Annotated in this window: 22 protein-coding genes; 10 read left to right on the top strand and 12 right to left on the bottom strand. The window is 59.8% G+C overall.

Annotated elements, in window-relative coordinates; translation table 11 throughout:
• Positions 1–214: 214 nt before the first annotated feature.
• Positions 215–1,528, bottom strand: coding sequence for a tRNA 5-hydroxyuridine modification protein YegQ (gene yegQ / locus Q1V60_RS04590; protein WP_300627822.1), 1,314 nt, complete (start codon positions 1,526–1,528; stop codon positions 215–217).
• Between the two features lie 176 nt (positions 1,529–1,704).
• Between yegQ and Q1V60_RS04585 the strand changes: the two genes are divergently transcribed.
• Entirely contained in the window at positions 1,705–2,772 is a 1,068-nt protein-coding gene (locus Q1V60_RS04585) for an AI-2E family transporter (protein WP_300627820.1), read from the top strand.
• Here the strand turns inward: Q1V60_RS04585 and Q1V60_RS04580 are convergent.
• The 3 genes from Q1V60_RS04580 to Q1V60_RS04570 all read right to left on the bottom strand — a co-directional run bounded on the left by Q1V60_RS04580 (position 2,769) and on the right by Q1V60_RS04570 (position 3,834).
• Entirely contained in the window at positions 2,769–2,951 is a 183-nt protein-coding gene (locus tag Q1V60_RS04580) for a hypothetical protein (RefSeq protein ID WP_300627818.1), read from the bottom strand. The two genes, Q1V60_RS04585 and Q1V60_RS04580, sit on opposite strands and share 4 nt — an antisense overlap.
• 93 nt (positions 2,952–3,044) lie before the next feature.
• Positions 3,045–3,239 carry a hypothetical protein gene (locus Q1V60_RS04575; protein ID WP_033899765.1) on the bottom strand — a complete coding sequence of 65 codons (195 nt, stop codon included), beginning with the start codon at positions 3,237–3,239 and terminating at the stop codon, positions 3,045–3,047.
• A 235-nt stretch (positions 3,240–3,474) separates the two neighbouring features.
• The gene (locus Q1V60_RS04570) at positions 3,475–3,834 is read right to left on the bottom strand and encodes a hypothetical protein (RefSeq protein ID WP_300627812.1); all 360 of its coding nucleotides are present in this window, start codon (positions 3,832–3,834) and stop codon (positions 3,475–3,477) included.
• Between the two features lie 155 nt (positions 3,835–3,989).
• Here Q1V60_RS04570 and Q1V60_RS04565 point away from each other — a divergent pair, with 155 nt between their 5' ends.
• The gene (locus Q1V60_RS04565; RefSeq protein ID WP_300627809.1) at positions 3,990–4,808 is read left to right on the top strand and encodes a shikimate 5-dehydrogenase; all 819 of its coding nucleotides are present in this window, start codon (positions 3,990–3,992) and stop codon (positions 4,806–4,808) included.
• 123 nt (positions 4,809–4,931) lie between these two features.
• On the opposite strand, the gene Q1V60_RS04560 is transcribed toward Q1V60_RS04565, so the two are convergent.
• Positions 4,932–5,582: a DUF480 domain-containing protein gene (locus Q1V60_RS04560; RefSeq protein ID WP_300627806.1), complete on the bottom strand. Its 651-nt coding sequence runs from the start codon at positions 5,580–5,582 to the stop codon at positions 4,932–4,934.
• A 115-nt stretch (positions 5,583–5,697) separates the two neighbouring features.
• Here Q1V60_RS04560 and Q1V60_RS04555 point away from each other — a divergent pair, with 115 nt between their 5' ends.
• Positions 5,698–6,207: a DUF1993 domain-containing protein gene (locus tag Q1V60_RS04555; protein WP_300627804.1), complete on the top strand. Its 510-nt coding sequence runs from the start codon at positions 5,698–5,700 to the stop codon at positions 6,205–6,207.
• Between the two features lie 64 nt (positions 6,208–6,271).
• On the opposite strand, the gene sstT is transcribed toward Q1V60_RS04555, so the two are convergent.
• Positions 6,272–7,492, bottom strand: coding sequence for a serine/threonine transporter SstT (sstT, locus tag Q1V60_RS04550; protein ID WP_300627803.1), 1,221 nt, complete (start codon positions 7,490–7,492; stop codon positions 6,272–6,274).
• 161 nt (positions 7,493–7,653) lie between these two features.
• On the bottom strand, positions 7,654–8,556 hold the full coding sequence (gene nhaR / locus Q1V60_RS04545) for a transcriptional activator NhaR (RefSeq protein ID WP_300627802.1): 903 nt from the start codon (positions 8,554–8,556) through the stop codon (positions 7,654–7,656).
• A gap of 134 nt (positions 8,557–8,690) precedes the next feature.
• On the opposite strand from nhaR, the gene Q1V60_RS04540 reads away from it, so the two are divergent.
• The 4 genes from Q1V60_RS04540 to mnmH all read left to right on the top strand — a co-directional run bounded on the left by Q1V60_RS04540 (position 8,691) and on the right by mnmH (position 11,951).
• Entirely contained in the window at positions 8,691–8,942 is a 252-nt protein-coding gene (locus Q1V60_RS04540; RefSeq protein ID WP_300627800.1) for a hypothetical protein, read from the top strand.
• Between the two features lie 28 nt (positions 8,943–8,970).
• Positions 8,971–9,720, top strand: coding sequence for a TerC family protein (locus Q1V60_RS04535; protein ID WP_300627797.1), 750 nt, complete (start codon positions 8,971–8,973; stop codon positions 9,718–9,720).
• Between the two features lie 93 nt (positions 9,721–9,813).
• Complete coding sequence (gene selD / locus Q1V60_RS04530) at positions 9,814–10,848, top strand: selenide, water dikinase SelD (protein ID WP_300627795.1); 1,035 nt, start codon at positions 9,814–9,816, stop codon at positions 10,846–10,848.
• The gene (gene mnmH / locus Q1V60_RS04525) at positions 10,848–11,951 is read left to right on the top strand and encodes a tRNA 2-selenouridine(34) synthase MnmH (protein ID WP_300627793.1); all 1,104 of its coding nucleotides are present in this window, start codon (positions 10,848–10,850) and stop codon (positions 11,949–11,951) included. Before selD ends, mnmH begins: the two co-directional genes overlap by 1 nt.
• Positions 11,952–12,004: 53 nt before the next feature.
• Here the strand turns inward: mnmH and Q1V60_RS04520 are convergent, their stop codons facing one another.
• The gene (locus Q1V60_RS04520; protein ID WP_300627790.1) at positions 12,005–13,060 is read right to left on the bottom strand and encodes a permease; all 1,056 of its coding nucleotides are present in this window, start codon (positions 13,058–13,060) and stop codon (positions 12,005–12,007) included.
• 58 nt (positions 13,061–13,118) lie between these two features.
• The gene (locus Q1V60_RS04515) at positions 13,119–13,820 is read right to left on the bottom strand and encodes a histidine phosphatase family protein (protein WP_300627788.1); all 702 of its coding nucleotides are present in this window, start codon (positions 13,818–13,820) and stop codon (positions 13,119–13,121) included.
• A 247-nt stretch (positions 13,821–14,067) separates the two neighbouring features.
• Between Q1V60_RS04515 and Q1V60_RS04510 the strand changes: the two genes are divergently transcribed.
• The 3 genes from Q1V60_RS04510 (at position 14,068) to hemB (ending at position 16,692) form a co-directional block, all read left to right on the top strand.
• Positions 14,068–14,766, top strand: a complete 699-nt coding sequence (locus Q1V60_RS04510) for a glutathione S-transferase N-terminal domain-containing protein (protein ID WP_300627825.1) — start codon at positions 14,068–14,070, stop codon at positions 14,764–14,766.
• Between the two features lie 3 nt (positions 14,767–14,769).
• On the top strand, positions 14,770–15,600 hold the full coding sequence (locus tag Q1V60_RS04505) for a PhzF family phenazine biosynthesis protein (RefSeq protein ID WP_300627786.1): 831 nt from the start codon (positions 14,770–14,772) through the stop codon (positions 15,598–15,600).
• Positions 15,601–15,717: 117 nt separating this feature from the next.
• Positions 15,718–16,692, top strand: coding sequence for a porphobilinogen synthase (gene hemB, locus Q1V60_RS04500; RefSeq protein ID WP_300627784.1), 975 nt, complete (start codon positions 15,718–15,720; stop codon positions 16,690–16,692).
• A gap of 95 nt (positions 16,693–16,787) precedes the next feature.
• Here the strand turns inward: hemB and Q1V60_RS04495 are convergent, their stop codons facing one another.
• From Q1V60_RS04495 to Q1V60_RS04485, 3 genes are all read right to left on the bottom strand, one after another.
• Entirely contained in the window at positions 16,788–17,096 is a 309-nt protein-coding gene (locus tag Q1V60_RS04495) for a contact-dependent growth inhibition system immunity protein (RefSeq protein ID WP_300627782.1), read from the bottom strand.
• Positions 17,077–17,391 (bottom strand): RNase A-like domain-containing protein, encoded by a 315-nt coding sequence (locus Q1V60_RS04490; RefSeq protein WP_300627779.1) that lies wholly within the window; start codon positions 17,389–17,391, stop codon positions 17,077–17,079. The genes Q1V60_RS04495 and Q1V60_RS04490 overlap by 20 nt, the downstream gene beginning before the upstream one ends.
• 29 nt (positions 17,392–17,420) lie before the next feature.
• A partial coding sequence (locus Q1V60_RS04485; RefSeq protein WP_300627777.1) for a hypothetical protein occupies positions 17,421–17,687 on the bottom strand: 267 nt, incomplete at its 5' end.

Genomic DNA, 17,687 nt, shown 5'->3' with positions numbered 1-17,687 from the left:
GGCCTTTAACAAACTGCTCGATCAGTTCTTGGGGGATCGAGGGTAACTCCCTCGCTGCTGCATTGGCGGGCTTCTTTTTTGTCGGCATACATGCACCTCTAGCTACATGTTATGCCCGAACACAAAATTTCTGACAGTCTCGGGTGCGCAGCGCCCGCCGACTTTTTGGGGCCGCTGCGCGGCCCAGCGGGAGCAAGCTCCCTCGCCACAGGCGTTAAACGTCGCGCATCAGCAAGCCGAAAGCCAGGTTCATCTCGGCCGGCAGGGGCACATACACCATGTGCCCATCCCCCGGCGCTACCTCGATGGCGTCGCCCTTGGCGTCATGCAAGCTGGCCAGGTCAAAGTGAAAGTTGCCGCCCGGCGTCATCAATTCCAGGTGATTGCCCACGGCGAAGCGGTTCTTTACCTTGACCTCGGCCAGCTCGCCCCGGCGTTCGCCGGTCAATTCACCAACAAACTGCTGGCGCTCGGAGACGGAGCTGCCGTTCTGGTAGTTCTGGTATTCGTCGTGCACATGGCGGCGCAGGAACCCTTCGGTGTAACCGCGTTGGGCCAGGGATTCGAGGTCGGTCATCAAGCGGCGGTCAAAGGCGCGACCGGCCACCGCATCATCGATTGCGCGGCGATACACCTGGGTGGTGCGCGCGCAATAGAAGTGCGATTTGGTGCGGCCTTCGATCTTCAGCGAATGTACGCCCATGTCGGCCAGGCGCTCCACATGCTGGACAGCGCGCAGGTCCTTGGCGTTCATGATGTAGGTGCCGTGTTCGTCTTCGAAGGCGGGCATCTGCTGATCGGGGCGATTCGCTTCCTGCAATAGAAATACCTGGTCGGTCGGCGTACCGATGCCCAGCGTCGGTGGATAGGCCTGGACGATGTCACCCGTGGCATTTTCCACCGCCGGCGTGGCCTGGTACTTCCAGCGACACGCATTGGTGCAGGTGCCCTGGTTGGCGTCGCGCTTGTTCATATAGCCCGACAGCAGGCAACGCCCGGAATAAGCCATGCACAGGGCGCCATGGACGAACACCTCCAGCTCCATGGTCGGCACCTGCTGGCGAATCTCGCCGATCTCTTCCAGGGATAACTCGCGCGACAGGATCACCCGGCAGATGCCTTGTTGTTGCCAGAACTGCACACTGGCCCAATTGACGGTGTTGGCTTGCACCGACAAGTGAATCGGCACCTGTGGAAAATGCCGGCGCACCAGCATGATCAGCCCCGGATCAGACATGATCAGCGCATCCGGGCCCATGGCGACCACCGGAGCCAGGTCTTTGAGGAAGGTCTTCAGCTTGGCGTTGTGCGGCGCAATGTTCACCACCACGTAGAAACGCTTGCCCTGTTCATGGGCTTCCTGGATCCCCAAGGCCAGGTTGGCGTGGTCGAATTCATTATTGCGCACGCGCAGGCTGTAGCGCGGCTGGCCGGCGTACACCGCATCGGCGCCATAGGCAAAGGCGTAACGCATGTTCTTCAACGTGCCGGCGGGAGCGAGCAGTTCGGGGGCGATTATCGGAGGCATGGAGGTGTGGACCGCAAAAAGGCGCGAGGGTAGTGCAGGGCAGGGCGCGGTTCATTGATCCATGTCTAAACAAGCCGATCTATGCTTGTTCGATAAAGCAGGGCACTCCCAGGTTTCGCTGCGGACTAAGCAACAGGGCCGACACCGGCCCTGCGTTTTTTTGACATGGATCGGACATGAATCAAACCAACCTGCAATTCAAGACCCTGCTGTTACTGCTGGCCCTGGTGACCGTCGCCTTTATCTGGATATTGCTGCCGTTCTACGGTGCGGTGTTCTGGGCGGTGATCCTCGGCATCATCTTCGCGCCCATGCAGCGCCGCCTGCAGCAGCGCTTTGGCTGGAACCGCAACCTGACCTCCCTGACCACCTTGACGGTGTGCCTGGTGATCGCCATTTTGCCGGTGATCATTACCAGTGCCCTGCTGGTGCAAGAAGGCGCCACACTTTATAAAAACATCGAAAGCGGCAAGTTGGATGTGGCCGGGTATATCGAGCAGTTCAAGCACTTCCTGCCGCCTTACTTCCAGCACCTGTTGGACCGCTTTGGCATGGGCAACCTGGAAGGGCTGCGGGAAAAGGTTGTTAAAGGCGCGATGCAGGGCAGCCAGTTCTTCGCGTCCCAGGCGTTCAGCTTCGGCCAGGGCACGTTCGATTTCCTGGTGAGCTTTTTCATCATGCTGTACCTGCTGTTTTTCCTGCTGCGCGACGGACCGGAACTGGTACGCAAGGTGCGCACGGCGGTGCCATTGGCCGAGCCGCAAAAGCGTCGCCTGCAACTCAAGTTCAACCGGGTGGTGCGGGCCACGGTCAAAGGCAACGTATTGGTGGCCGTCACCCAGGGTGCGCTGGGTGGCTTGATTTTCTGGTTCCTGGATATTCCCAGCGCGTTGCTCTGGGCGGTATTGATGGCGTTTCTTTCCCTGCTGCCTGCGGTGGGCGCCGGGATTGTATGGGCCCCGGTGGCCGCCTACTTCCTGCTGAGCGGTTCGATCTGGCAGGGCGTGGTGCTGGCGCTGTTCGGCGTGTTCGTGATCGGCCTGGTGGACAACGTACTGCGCCCGATTCTGGTGGGCAAAGACACCAAGATGCCGGACTACCTGATCCTGATCTCGACCCTGGGCGGGCTGTCGGTGTTTGGCCTGAACGGCTTTGTGATCGGGCCGCTGGTCGCGGCGCTGTTCATGTCCTGCTGGGCATTGTTCGTCGAAACCAAGCCGCGCACCAAATTGCCATTGCCCTAGGCTTCAAGCCTGTAGCCAACCGCCAGTTGGCGTTGCATCTGGGCGTCGGATAACGAGGTGAGCGGGCCGCTGATAGGCTCGCCATCGCGCACCACGTACCAGCAGGCGAGCAAGCCCAGTTTGCGAAGAGGGGCGGGAACGGCGCTGCCGATGACGGACATGATCTGAACAGTGGGCATAAATACCTCCGAAAACGTTATGGAGGTCACCTTACGGGGCGGTGGCGCCAAGGAAAAATCACCTGGCTCGATAGTCGACATCAACGCCAGACGTCAGTCCACCACCTGATCGAGCATGTGCACCACTTCCTGCTCGCTGAGCAGGCCCTTGCGCACCAGGTTCTCTGCCAGCAGTGCCAGAAACTTTGCGCTGCGGTGGCCTTCCAGATGCTTGAGCTCGGTCAGGGCGCTGTAGACTTTGCTGGAGGTGCAGAGGCCAGCGGTGCGGTGCGGATTTTGCGTAGGCATGGTCAATCGTCCTTAATTGTTATTGAGTGGACAGAATCGATAGTGAGACGGGTTGGTGACACGAACATGACAGCGTTGGTATCGGTCGATCAAGAGCAGATTTCAACCTGATGATGTGGGATTGCGGCTCAAGCATTGTCCTCATAACGACCTTGGCAGGATAAATCCGGACTCTCCAGGCAAAAAAAAAGGCCCCGCGAGCGAGCGGGGCCGGTTGCATCTGCACCGATGACGGTTACCAGCCGTGCCGGTAGTAGCCGTGGGGAGGGCCATAGTAGCCATAACCCCGTGGCGGGCCGTAATAGACCGGTGCCGGGCGGTAGTAAACCCGTTGCTGTACGTACACCGGTGGTGGCGGTGCGTAGTACACCGGCGGCGGAGCGGCATACACCGGTTGCGGTTGGACGTACACCGGTTGCTGTACATAGACCTCACGAGGCTGGCTGGCAACCACGGAGCCGACGACAGCGGCACCGACAAGAGCACCCAACACGGCCGGGCCACCCCAACCACCACCGTGGGCGGAAGCTTGGCCTGCCATAGCGAGTGCGCCAATGAGCAAGGCGATCCTGGGGACTTTACGAATCATGGTCATTCCTCGGTTAGCCCCTGCGCTTGTGGTCTGCAGTCAATAGACTCAAGGATTGTCGCGGGGATGCTTTTAAGACAACGTGTTTCTGAAAAACAGCACAGCCGATTGGTAAAGGTTGTGTAAGGTCTGTACCGATTTGCTTACTTCAAGGAGCTACCATGCAGATGCACCCCAACAAGGACACCCAGCTGTGCATGTCACTGTCGGCGCGTCCCGGGAATTTCGGCCTGCGTTTCCATAACCATCTGTATGAGCAGTTGGGCCTGAATTTCTACTATAAAGCCTTCAGCAGCCAGGACTTGCCCGGCGCGATCGGTGGCATACGGGCGCTGGGCATTCGGGGGTGTGGCGTGTCCATGCCGTTCAAGGAAGCGGCCATCGCTTTAGTGGACGAACTCGACGATTCGGTTCAAGCCATCGACTCCCTGAACACCATCGTCAATACCGGCGGCCGTCTCAAGGCCTACAACACCGATTACATCGCCGTTGAGCAATTGCTGAAAAAACATCAGGTGCCGCAAGACTCCAGCTTCGTCCTGCGCGGCAGCGGCGGCATGGCCAAGGCCGTGGCCAGTGCCTTGCGCGATGGCGGTTACGCCAATGGCGTGATCGTCGCGCGCAATGAAGCGGCGGGCAGAGCCCTGGCACACAACCTGGGGTATGAATGGCAGGCTGAGCTGGGCGATCTGCGCCCGCGGATGCTGGTTAATGTGACACCGATCGGTATGACCGGCGGAGCGGAGGCGGATCAGCTGGCGTTTGAGGCCGATGCGGTTGATAACGCCGAGACGGTGTTTGACGTCGTGGCGATCCCCGCTGAAACACCCTTGATTGTGCATGCGCGTGCCCAGGGCAAGCGGGTGATTACCGGGCTTGAAGTGATTGCAATCCAAGCGCTGGAGCAGTTTGTGCTGTATACCGGCGTGCGCCCTACGCAGGAGCAGTTCCAGGCGGCGGTAGCCTTCGCCCGGAGCTAATGCCCTGCGCGCAGCCCACTGTGGGAGCGGGCTTGATCGCGAAAGCGCAGTGTCAGTCGGCAAATATATCGACTGACCCACGGCCTTTTGCCAGCAAGCCCGCTCCCACAGGTTTGAATCTCGTCAGGCCTGTTCCAACTGTGCCAGGCGCTCTTCCAGCGCCGCAATCCGCGCTTCCAACTCTTCAATACGCTCCACGGAGACAGCCCCGCCGCCACGTTCCACCGGGTTGCCGCGCGCTGTAATAATTGCTTCGATATCCGCGGGGTCCCCCAGCGCATGGGTATACCGGTCCTCGCGCTGCCCCGCCTGGCGCGGTACCAGCACCGCCAAGCCCCGTGCAATCAGGCGTTCCAGTTGATGCACCACCTGCTCGGCGTCTTCAAAGTCATGCATGCGCCCACTGCGCGTCAGCAATTCATTGACTGTCTGCGGCCCGCGCAGGAACAGCAGCCCGATCAGGATTACCTGGGCCGGCACCAGTTCCAGCGCCTTTTCGACGCGGTGTTCCCAGCGGTCGGCGCGGCTGCCCATGACCAGTCGGGTATAGCCCTGGCCTTCCAGCACGCGCAGGCTCTGGCCAACCTGGCCCTGGCTTAGGTTGGTCACCGGTTCGCGGCTGGTTTTCTGGTTACAGGCCAGTACCAGGGCGTTGAGGGTCAGGGGGTAGGTTTCCGGGTTGGTCGCCTGTTTCTCTATCAGGCAGCCCAGGATGCGGATTTCCGTGCTGTTCAGGCGCGGCTCAGGCGTATCGGTGTCGTGCTCGGCGGTCATCGCGCGTTCCCTCAGCAGTCAATCCTTTAGCCTAAGCCGGAAAAAATAAAAGACAAGCGGCAGGCATGGCTATAATCGCCGCTGGTTCCAACCCTGCCATTACCGTGAGACTGACATGACTATTTCCCTGTATGCCGCTTCTATCCCAGTCTTCAAGCAAATGCTCAACGCCCTCAGCGATGTGCTGAACAAAGCCGAAGCCCACGCCACCGCCAAGAACATCGAACCGAACGCCTTGCTGCAGGCGCGCCTGTTCCCGGATATGTTCCCGCTGGTGCGCCAGGTACAGATCGCCGTCGACTTCGCCAAAGGCGTCAGCGCACGCCTGGCCGAGATTGAAGTGCCGAAGTACGAAGACAGCGAAGTCACTTTCGCCGACCTGCAAGCGCTGATCGCCAAGGTGCTGGCTTTTGTCGACACCCTCAAGCCTGAGCAAATCGACGGCAAGGAAGGCATCGAGATCGTCACCCGCCCAGGCACCCCGAAAGAGAAGCGCTTCAGCGGCCAGTCCTACCTGCTGACCTACGGCCTGCCGCAGTTCTTCTTCCACGTCACCACCGCTTACGCGTTGCTGCGTCATAACGGCGTCGAAGTGGGCAAGCGCGATTACATGGGCGCTTTCTAAGCAGCCACAAAAAAGCCCGGGAGGTTCCTCAACGAACCGTCCCGGGCTTTTTTACAGCTGGCGTTTAAGCCCGCTGTTCGTCCTTGTTCAAACATGCCGCCGCAGTAAACAACACATCGGTGGACGAATTGAGCGCGGTTTCCGCCGAATCCTGCAGCACACCGATGATGAAGCCTACCGCCACCACCTGCATGGCGATCTCGCTCGGGATGCCGAACAGGCTGCACGCCAGCGGGATCAGCAGCAGTGAACCACCGGCCACGCCCGAAGCCCCGCAGGCGCAAATGGCCGCGACCACACTCAGCAGCACGGCGGTGGGCAGGTCTACGGCGATGCCCAGGGTATGCACGGCCGCCAGGGTCAGCACAGTGATGGTGATCGCGGCACCGGCCATATTGATCGTGGCACCGAGCGGGATCGATACCGAGTAGGTGTCCTCATGCAGGCCCAGACGCTTGCTCAGCGCCAGGTTCACCGGGATATTCGCCGCCGAACTGCGGGTGAAGAACGCGGTGATACCGCTTTCGCGCAGGCACAACAACACCAGCGGGTACGGGTTACGGCGCAGTTTCCAGAACACGATGGCCGGGTTGATCACCAACGCCACGAACAGCATGCAGCCGATCAGCACCATCAACAGGTGGGCATAGCCGAGCAGGGCGCCGAAGCCGGAGGTGGCCAGGGTCGAAGCGACCAGGCCGAAGATCCCCAGCGGGGCGAAGCGGATCACCACGCGAACGATCAGCGTCACGCCATTGGACAGGTCGTCGAGCACCGTGCGGGTGGTTTCGCCGGCGTGGCGAATGGCAATGCCCATGCCGATGGCCCAGGCCAGGATGCCAATGAAGTTGGCATTCATCAGTGCGCTGATCGGGTTATCCACCACGCTGAGCAGCAGCCCCTGCAGCACCTCGCCGATACCGCCAGGGGCGCTTACAGTGGCGTCGTGCGTAGCCAGTACCAGAGACGATGGGAACATCATGCTGGCAACCACCGCCACCACGGCAGCGGCAAAGGTACCCAGCAAATACAGGAACAGGATCGGCCGGATATGGGTTTCCTGGCCGTGTTTATGGTTGGCGATAGACGCCATCACCAGCACAAACACCAGGATCGGCGCGACGGCCTTCAGTGCCGTGACGAACAATTTGCCAATAAACCCGCTGGCCTTGGCGGCCTCGGGCAGCAACAGCGCCAGCAGAATCCCGGCGATCAGGCCGATGATGATTTGGGTGACCAGGCTGACGCGCATTAAACGTTGCAGCAGTGAAGGGGCAGCAGTCATAAACAGTTGTCTCTAGTTTTTTTAGTAGGGCACAGCATTGCAGGAAGAAAGTACTGTATGGAGCAGGCGCGAAGTCTAGCATGCTGTAAGACGAGTCCCGTTTGCTGCGTCATTCCGTCACCGGCACCGTCGGATTTAGCTAAGTCGTTCCCACACTGCGGTCAGGGCAGGGCGGTAAACAGTTCGCGTCGGGCGCCTTCGGTAATCGCCACGATGCCGGGGTGCTTGACCTTGCGCTCCACCGAGATGGCGTAGAACGATTCGGTCACCGCGTCGGTCTGGCCGATCAGCGCCACGCCGCACTGGCGCACCACCTCATCGGCGATCACGCTGGGGGCGATAAAGATGCCGCTGCCGGATTGCCCGAATGCCTGCATCAACGCGCTGTCGTCGAACTCGCCGATGATCATGGGTTGAATCTGCTGGTCGGCAAACCAGCGCTGCAAACGGCTGCGCACAACGGTCTCCGCACCGGGAATCAACAAGGGCGCGCCGTGCAAACACGCCGGAAAAGCGCCGCTGTGTTGCTCAGCCAATGCCTGGGTGGCGAAAAAACTGATGCCGCATTCCCCCAGCTTCTGGCTGTAGCCCTTGATGTCCAAATGCGTGGGCATCGGGCTGTCGGAGATCACCAGGTCCAGCCGCTGAATCGCCAGGTCGGCCAATAACCGTTCGAGTTTGTCTTCGCGGCAAGTGATACGGATCGGTTCGCTCAGCTCCATGGTGGGGGCGATCAGCCGGTACACGATGGACTTGGGCACCACATCCGCCACCCCGACGCGGAACACAATCTGCTGCTCATTGGGTTGCGCGCGCAGCATCGCCTCCAATTCGTTGCCGGTCTGGAACATGTGCTCGGCGTAAGGCAGAGCCCGACGCCCGGCTTCGGTCAGCTCCAGCTGGCGGCCTACGCGCTGAAACAGGGCGATGCCAAAAGTCTGTTCCAACAGGCTGATCTGCCCGCTGATGGTCTGGGGCGTGAGGTTCAGTTGTTCGCAGGCGCGCACGATGCTGCCGGTCTTCGCCACCACCCAGAAGTAATGCAATTGTCGATAATTGAGCATTGCCGTCTACACTTCGTAAAAAACGAAGTATACGCGAGAAAAAAACGAATTTTCCTGAACTGTTGGCCTGCATAGAATGCCTCGCTATCGCGGGGCCACTATTTGGACCCAAGGGTTCTAACGAGGAATACATCATGAAACTCAATTCCCTGGGCGCGGCTGCACTGCTTGCGCTTTCATTGGTGGCGATCAGCGGGTGCGATCAGGTCGAGAAAAGCGCGCAGCAGGTGCTGGGCAAGGCCACCGAATCGGCCAAACAAGCCATCGATGACACCCAGAAAGCCGCCGAGCAGGCATTGAGTGAAGCGACCCAGGGCTTGATCAATCCGCCTAAAAAGGATGATCAGGAAGAAAAAGACGCGCAATCCCATACCCAAGAAACCTAATTTCACAGCACAACGTCAGGACTGACCTATGGATTATCTTTTACAACTGGCCGCCAGCCCCACCGCCTGGGTCGCACTGGCGACCTTGATCGTCATGGAAATCGTGCTGGGCATCGACAACCTGATCTTCATCTCGATCCTCACCAACAAATTGCCCGAGCAGCATCGGGCCAAGGCGCGGCGCATAGGCATCAGCATGGCGTTGGTGTTGCGCCTGGGCCTGTTGAGCACCATCGCGTTTATCGTGCAGTTGACGACGCCGGTATTCGAAGTGTTCGGTCAGGGCTTCTCGTGGAAGGACATGATCCTGATCGCCGGTGGCCTGTTCCTGGTGTGGAAGGCAACCACCGAGATCCATCACAGCATGGACCCGGAGCCCGAAGAGAAAATCAGCGTCGGCAATACGGTTGCCATCGGTTTTGCCGCGGCCATCGGGCAGATCCTGCTGCTCGACCTGGTGTTCTCCATCGACAGCATCATCACGGCAGTGGGCATGACCGAACACTTGCCGATCATGATCATTGCCGTGGTGACCTCGGTCATCGTGATGCTGGTGGCGGCGGAACCGTTGGCCAAGTTCATCAACGACAACCCGACCGTGGTGATGCTGGCCCTGGGCTTTTTGATCATGATCGGCATGACGCTGATCGCCGAAGGCTTCGGTGCCCATGTGCCCAAAGGCTACGTGTACGCGGCCATGGCGTTCTCGGCGGCTATCGAATGTTTGAATATCGCACGGCGTAATCGCCACAAGCGTTTGCTCGCTGCCCGCCAGTAACCGCTGCAACAAAAGGCCGGCTGCGCTCATATGAGCCCAGCCGGCCTTTTGCTGTCTGCTAGAATCGGCCCACTTGATAGCTTGAGGTCCACCATGAACGAGCCGATTCGCCTTACCCAGTACAGCCACGGTGCGGGTTGCGGCTGCAAAATCTCGCCCCAGGTGCTGGAAGTGATCCTTGCCGGCAGCGGCGCACAGAATCTCGACCCCAACCTCTGGGTAGGCAACGCCTCCCGTGATGACGCGGCCGTGTACGCCATCGACGACGAGCGCGGCGTGGTTTCCACCACCGATTTTTTCATGCCGATCGTCGATGACCCTTTCGACTTCGGCCGCATCGCCGCCACCAACGCCATCAGCGACATCTATGCCATGGGCGGCGACCCGTTGATGGCCATCGCTATTCTCGGTTGGCCGGTGAATGTGCTGGCGCCGGAGATCGCCCGCGAAGTCATCCGTGGTGGCCGCGCCGTGTGCGACGCTGCCGGCATTCCCCTGGCGGGTGGGCACTCCATCGATGCCCCGGAGCCGATCTTCGGCCTGGCCGTGACGGGCATCGTGCAAAAGCGCCATATGAAGCGCAACGACACCGCCACCGCCGGGTGCAAGCTGTACCTGACCAAGCCCTTGGGCATCGGCATCCTCACTACCGCGGAAAAGAAGGGCAAGTTGCGCGAAGCGGATATCGGCCTGGCCCGTGACTGGATGTGCACGCTTAACAAACCCGGCAGCCGTTTCGGCAAATTGGCCGGTGTGACGGCGATGACCGATGTCACGGGCTTCGGCCTGCTCGGTCACTTGGTGGAGATGGCCGACGGCAGCGGCCTCACGGCCCGCATCGAGTATGCAAAAGTCCCACGCTTGCCGGGTGTCGAGTACTACCTGGACCAGGGTTGCGTACCGGGTGGCACCTTGCGCAACTTCGACAGCTACGCCAGCAAGCTGGGGCGCGTGCAGGAGCTGCACAAGCGCGTGCTGTGCGACCCGCAAACCAGCGGTGGCCTGCTGATCGCCGTTACCGCCGAGGGCGACGCCGAGTTCCACGCGGTGGCCGCTGAACTGGGCCTGGCCCTCGAGCCGATCGGCGAACTGCTCGAGCGACAGAGCAACGCGGTAGAGGTGGTTTGATGGCGACTGACATCACCGATTACCGCGACATCTTCCTCAACGACCGGCCGATGATGGATACCCGTGCGCCGGTCGAATTCACCAAGGGCGCGTTTCCCGGTGTAGTCAACCTGCCGTTGATGACCGACGAAGAGCGCCAGCGCGTCGGCACCTGCTACAAGCAGCAAGGCCAGCAAGCTGCAATCGTGCTGGGCCATGAGTTGGTGTCCGGGGCGATCAAGGCCGAACGCATCGAGCAGTGGGCGCGGTTCGCCCAGGCCCATCCGGACGGTTACCTGTACTGCTTTCGCGGCGGGCTGCGTTCGCAGATAGTGCAGCAATGGTTGGAGACCGAAGCGGGTATCCAATACCCCCGCGTCGGCGGTGGCTACAAGGCCATGCGCACCTTTTTGCTGGACACGCTCGAGCAGGCCACCGCCCAATGTGATTTCGTCTTGCTCGGCGGCATGACCGGCACCGGCAAGACCGAAGTGCTCGGCCAGTTGCGCAACGCCCTGGACCTGGAAGGCCACGCCAACCATCGCGGCTCCAGCTTCGGCAAGCGCGCCACGGCGCAACCTTCCAATATCGACTTCGAAAACCGCCTCGCGGTGGACTTGTTGAAAAAACGCGCGGCGGGCATCGAGCAGTTTGTGGTCGAGGACGAGAGCCGCATGATCGGCAGTTGTGCATTGCCGCTGCCGTTGCACAAGGGCATGCAAACATTACCGATGGTGTGGCTGGAAGACAGCGTTGAAGGGCGCGTGGAGCGCATCCTGCGCGATTATGTGGTCGACCTGTGCGCCGAGTTCATTGAAGTATTTGGTGAACATGGCCAGGCATTGTTCGCCGAGCGTCTGACCCAAAGCCTCGCCAATATCCATAAGCGCCTGGGTGGTGAACGCTTCCAGCGGCTGCAGGCGGTTTTGCAGGACGCCCTGGCTGAACAGGCGCGCACTGGCGCCGTGGATACGCATCGGGAGTGGATTGAAGGGTTGTTGCGTGAGTATTACGACCCGATGTATGCGTTTCAGCGTGAGAGCAAAGGTGCGCGTATCGAGTTTGCCGGGGAGCAGGGCGCGGTGGTGGAGTATCTGCGCGAGCGTGGTGCTCGGCGCGGTTGACTGACAGGTTGCGAGGGCCTCTACGCGAGCAAGCCCTCAGCTTCACCTGAAACCTAAAGAATCACCGCTCCGATCAACCCGCACACCACCCCCATCAGCATGGTCAGCCCGGCCACCGTCACCAGCACCCGCGCATCGAAATCCTTACGCAGCATCAACAGGGACGGCAGGCTCACGCTCGGCAGGGTCATCAGCAAAGCCACGGCCGGGCCGGTGCCCATGCCCAAGGCCATCATGGTTTGTACGATGGGAATCTCCGCCGCCGTAGGAATCACGAACAACGTGCCGACAATAGCCAATGGCACCAGCCACACAAGGCTGTCGGCCATCGCCCCGTCCACATGAGGGAACAGCCAGACCCGTGCCGCGCCGAGGATCAGCACCGCGAGGATATACACCGGGATGGTGCTCCAGAACAGCTGCCACAAGGTCCGTAGCCAGCGCGCCAGGAAGGGTTCGGACTCAACAGTACTGACTTCGGCCACGGCTTCCAGCGCCGCTTCCGGCACTTGGTCCGGGCGCGCAATGCGTTGCGCCACCAACGACACGCCCACCACCAGCACAATTCCCGCCACCAGCCGCAGCGCGGTAAAGCCCCAGCCCAGCACAAACCCCATGAACACCAGCGTGGCCGGGTTCAATACCGGGTTGGCGATCCAGAACGCCAGGGCCGCCCCCACCGACACCTGCTGACGGCGCATGCCCGCCGCCACCGGCGCCGCGCAGCAACTGCACATCATCCCCGGCAAGGCGAACAGCCCGCCGCGCAGGGTCGAGCCCAGCCCGGCGCGGCCAAACAGGCGCAACAGCCAGTCACGGGGAATCAATACCTGCAGCAGCGAACCGAGGATTACCGCGAGTACGGCGGCTTTCCAGATCGCCAGAAAATACACCTGGGCATAGGCCAGCGCCGCCGCGAGGGGCGAGCTTTGCTGGTCATTGAGAATCGAGGCGCCGATGCTGTGGTTGTCGGCCGCTACAAAAGCCTTGAGGTAGTAGGGTGACCATTTCACGTAATAGAGGCCGATACAGGCCACCAGCAGAAACAGCGCAGGTTTGTACCAGAACGACCAGCCCCGGTTGGGCTGGGCAGATGCGAGGTTGGGCATGGAGATGATCCGCAGATGAGTCAATAGCGCAGCATCATACTCGCCTGACGCTTAACCTTCAGGTATCTGCGCTGACCTGGGTCGGGTCCGGGCACGTTTGCTCACCATTATTCAGGCCTTGCTTGTAGTTGCGGCTGAGCAGCGATGCCTTGCCGTTGTGCCAGGTGAGTGTCAGCACGTACAGCGAGTCATAGTCGTTACCGGACCAGTCTTCGGTGATGGTGTGCTTCTCGCCGGCGGCTTCACTGGCGACCTTGTTGATCAATTCAGGCAGGTAACCGTGGGACCAGGCGGTGTAGATCGTGGCGTTGTGGTACTTGTCCTCGACCAACTCGTCGGCCAGGGCACTGGTGTCATTGGCCGAGAACTTGATGTTGACCGGCAAGCCCAGCTTGATCGCGCTCGGACTGATGGTCATCAGCGGGCGAATGTAGCTGTAGGAGTTGTCCAGTTCACCTTCCTCGACATTTCGCGTCGGGTTGGCGGCAAATACAAAGTCGGCCTTGCCGAATTTTTCCGGCAATACGCTGGCCAGGTTCATGGCACGGTTCAGGCCCTGGCAATTGAGTTGGCCCAGGCCCCCGACAGGTTTTTCGCCGTGGCGCAGGAAAACCAGGGTTTGCACGCCGTCAACCGGTTGCGCGCGGCTTTCACGGGCATCCAGTGCCGTGACAATACCGGCGGTAACCAGCAGCAGCGGTAACATGATGTAAGAATAACGTTTGAATCGTTGCACAAGGCGCAGAGGCTTGATCTTCATATAGGTTCGAGTCTTCGTGCGTCGGATTAAGGCGGACAGGCCCGGCCCCAGTGACGCGTCAAGCGTCCTGCGGTTTTCCATGTCGATGTAGCAAGGTGCCTCCATTCACCGTTCGGGCGCTGTTAAGAGTGCGTTCGAGTGCTTTGGTTCGCCTTGGCGGACTCTAATCCGCAAATGTTGCGCAATGATGACCCAGCATGACGGCGGGCAGATGACTATCATGGGAATTTACGCCCAGGGGTTCCCGATGAACGCACTTGCCGCTTTCCCGATCAACAGCAAATGGCCTGCCCAGCACCCGGAGCGCTTGCAACTGTACTCGCTGCCTACGCCCAACGGGGTAAAAGTATCCATCATGCTCGAAGAGCTGGGCCTGCCTTACGAGGCGCACAAGGTCAGTTTCGACACTCAGGATCAGCTGTCCCCAGCGTTCATGTCGCTGAACCCCAATAACAAGATCCCTGCGATCATCGATCCCAATGGCCCAAGCGGGCAGCCGCTGGCGCTGTTCGAGTCCGGCGCGATCCTGATTTACCTGGCGGAAAAAACCAGCCGGTTGCTCGCCGAAGACCCGGCCACGCGCTACGAAACCCTCCAGTGGCTGATGTTCCAGATGGGCGGGATCGGCCCGATGTTCGGGCAGTTGGGGTTCTTCAACAAATTCGCCGGCAAGGCTTATGAAGACAAGCGCCCGCGTGACCGCTACGCCGCCGAATCCCGGCGCTTGCTCCAAGTACTGGAAAAACGCCTGCTGGGCCGCACCTGGATCATGGGTGACGATTACAGCATCGCTGACATCGCTACCTTCCCCTGGATTCGCAACCTGATCGGCTTCTACGAATCGGGCGACCTGGTGGGCATTGCCGATTTCCCTAATGTACTGCGCGCACTGGACGGCTTTGTCGCACGCCCAGCCGTGATCCGTGGCCTGAATATTCCGAGCTGACGCATGCCGACTTTCGATTTCAAACAACTGGATGTATTCAGCAGCGTGCCGCTCAAAGGCAACCCTCTGGCAGTGGTGCTCGGGGCCGACAGCCTTACGGACCAGCAGATGGCCGACTTCGCGAAGTGGACGAACCTCAGCGAAACCACGTTCTTGCTAAGGGCCCGCGACCCCCGCGCCGACTACCGAGTGAGAATTTTCACCACCTCGCAGGAACTGCCGTTTGCCGGGCACCCGACGTTGGGCAGTTGCCACGCGTGGTTGCAAGCCGGCGGTGTTGCACGTGGGCAAGAGATCATTCAAGAGTGCGAAATCGGCTTGGTGCGCCTGCGACGCGAAGGTGACGAACTGGCGTTTATCGCGCCGCCTCTGTTGCGTTCGGGAGTTGTCGAGGCGCCGCTGCTGGAGCGTGTGCGTATGGGGTTGGGCCTGGCGCCCGGCGCTATTGTTCGCAGCCAGTGGGTTGATAACGGCGCCGGTTGGTTGGCGGTGATGCTGGCTGATCGTCAGGCAGTGCTGGCGTTAAAGCCTGACTACTCGCAGTTGCTCGGGCTGGCGGTCGGAGTCATTGCTCCCAGCGATGTGGAAGATGCACAGTTTGAGGTGCGCGCTTTTATCGCCGGCGACGCATGCCCGGAAGACCCGGCCACCGGCAGTTTGAATGCCGGCCTTGCCCAGTGGTTGCTTAGCGAGGGCCTGGCCCCGGAGCGTTACGTGGTCAGCCAAGGCACGGCCATGGGGCGAGCGGGGCGTATTCGTATCGAGCGCCAGGGCGATGAAATCTGGGTCGGCGGCGCCGTTGCGGTATGCATCGAAGGCCGTTTACAGCTCTAGATCAATGCAATTATTACCTGCCTCGCAATACACTGTTGGCCCCTCGGCGTTTGTGCTGCGGCAGCTTGGGGCATAAGCTTTCGCCCCAAAGATATCAGTCACTTTTTCAGGAAAGCCATGACCAGTCAGTTCCCCCAAGCCCGCCCCCGCCGCCTGCGCCGCTCCCCGGAGCTGCGTGGCTTGTTCCAGGAAAGCGAATTCACGCTCAACGACCTGGTGCTGCCGATTTTCGTCGAAGAAGAAATCGACGACTTCGTGCCGATCACCAGCATGCCGGGCGTGTTGCGTATCCCTGAGAAAAAACTGGCCGGCGAGATCGAGCGCTATGCCCGTGCCGGCATCAGGTCGGTGATGACCTTTGGCGTTTCCCACCATCTGGACGCCAGCGGCAGCGACACATGGAAGGAGCGTGGCCTCGTCTCGCGCATGTCGTCGATTATCAAGGACGCCGTGCCGGAAATGATCGTGATGTCCGACACCTGCTTTTGTGAATACACCGACCACGGCCACTGCGGCGTAATGCATGGCGCCCACGTCGACAATGACGCGACCCTGGTCAACCTTGGCAAACAAGCCGTGGCCGCCGCCCGCGCCGGCGCCGACGTCATCGCGCCCTCGGCAGCGATGGACGGCCAGGTCCAAGCCATCCGACGCGCCCTGGACGACGCCGGTTTCACCCACATTCCGATCATGGCCTACTCCACCAAATTCGCCTCGGCCCTCTACGGCCCGTTCCGCGAAGCCGGCGGCAGTGCGCTCAAGGGCGACCGCAAAAGCTACCAGATGAACCCAATGAACCGCCGCGAAGCCGTACGCGAATCGCTGCTCGACGAGCAGGAAGGCGCCGATGCGCTGATGGTCAAACCCGCCGGTGCCTACCTCGACATCATCCGCGACATCCGCGAAGCCTCACGCCTGCCGGTGGCGGCGTACCAGGTGAGCGGTGAGTACGCGATGATCAAATTCGGCGCCCAGGCAGGGGCGATTGATGAGGATCGCGTGGTGCGCGAAACCCTGGGTTCGATCAAGCGCGCGGGGGCGGATTTGATTTTTACGTATTTTGCGATGGATTTGGCGTTGGCAGGGATTTAAGAGAACTGCTTACTTACCTTGGCTGTGGCGAGCGAGCTTGCTCGCGTGGGGCTGCGTAGCAGCCCCTTAACTCGGGAAGGCAGTTGATTTATTCGTTATTGAAGGGCTTTCCCCTTTTTTAATGCTGAAACGACATATTTTAACCAAGTTCTGCCGTCACTCCATTCGTTAGGGTAATAGTAGTAGCACCCGATGTCATAGAGCAGATAGTCTTGAAGCTCTTGCTCGGATTTTTCGGTGGAAATTAATTTATCCAGTTCAAGTAGCACTGTATTTATCGTCTCCATCGAGTTTTCGGAGATGAAAAAATCAATTACGTCATTTGCGGTTTTATGGTCATCAACCCAATCTTGATTAAAGTATCCAGCAAAAAATTGCTGTAGTTCAGGATAGTCTTCGTTCATGGGTTTGGAAAGCCTGTATGAATTCGGTAGCCAATGTGCATTTTTTTGTCTCTGCGGATAATAAGGTAGATTTCTTTTCCTGGAACAGGTGTTGTCGTATTTTTTTAAAACTGGTGCCTATTGGTTGTTCGGTTTTTTGAATGATGACTAGCTGGCTATTTTTTCCTTTGAGGAAGTTTTTGATTTTGGTTTCGTTCTTATTTATTACATTTGATATGGCGAGTTCTGCTGTTGCGCGATCTTTGAAAGTAGAGGCTGCAGGAATATGTGGTTCTTGCTTCAAGCGTTCAAGCAATTGTTCGTGAGTTCTATCGACATGCTTTTCTATAAGGTGCCCTCGTAGCGGTAAAGGTGTTCGCCTTTGCGCGAATCGAGCAGGCGGGTGAGATTGCCGGCTTTGTCGTAGTCGTACTGGCGTTGGTAGAGGTGGTTTTGCTGTTGGGTGACGGCGTGGGCGTGCAGGCGGTTCTGGTCGTCGTAGTGGTAGTGGCTGAGCAGTTGGCCTTGTTGGCGTTGGTGTTCGCGGCCGGCTTTGAATAGGTGGGAGGTGAGCACTTCACCGTTGAGTTCAACGGTGGCAAGGTGGCCGCC

The organism is Pseudomonas sp. (assembly GCF_030147005.1).
Classification (GTDB): domain Bacteria; phylum Pseudomonadota; class Gammaproteobacteria; order Pseudomonadales; family Pseudomonadaceae; genus Aquipseudomonas.
This window is presented reverse-complemented; position numbering and strand designations above follow the sequence as displayed.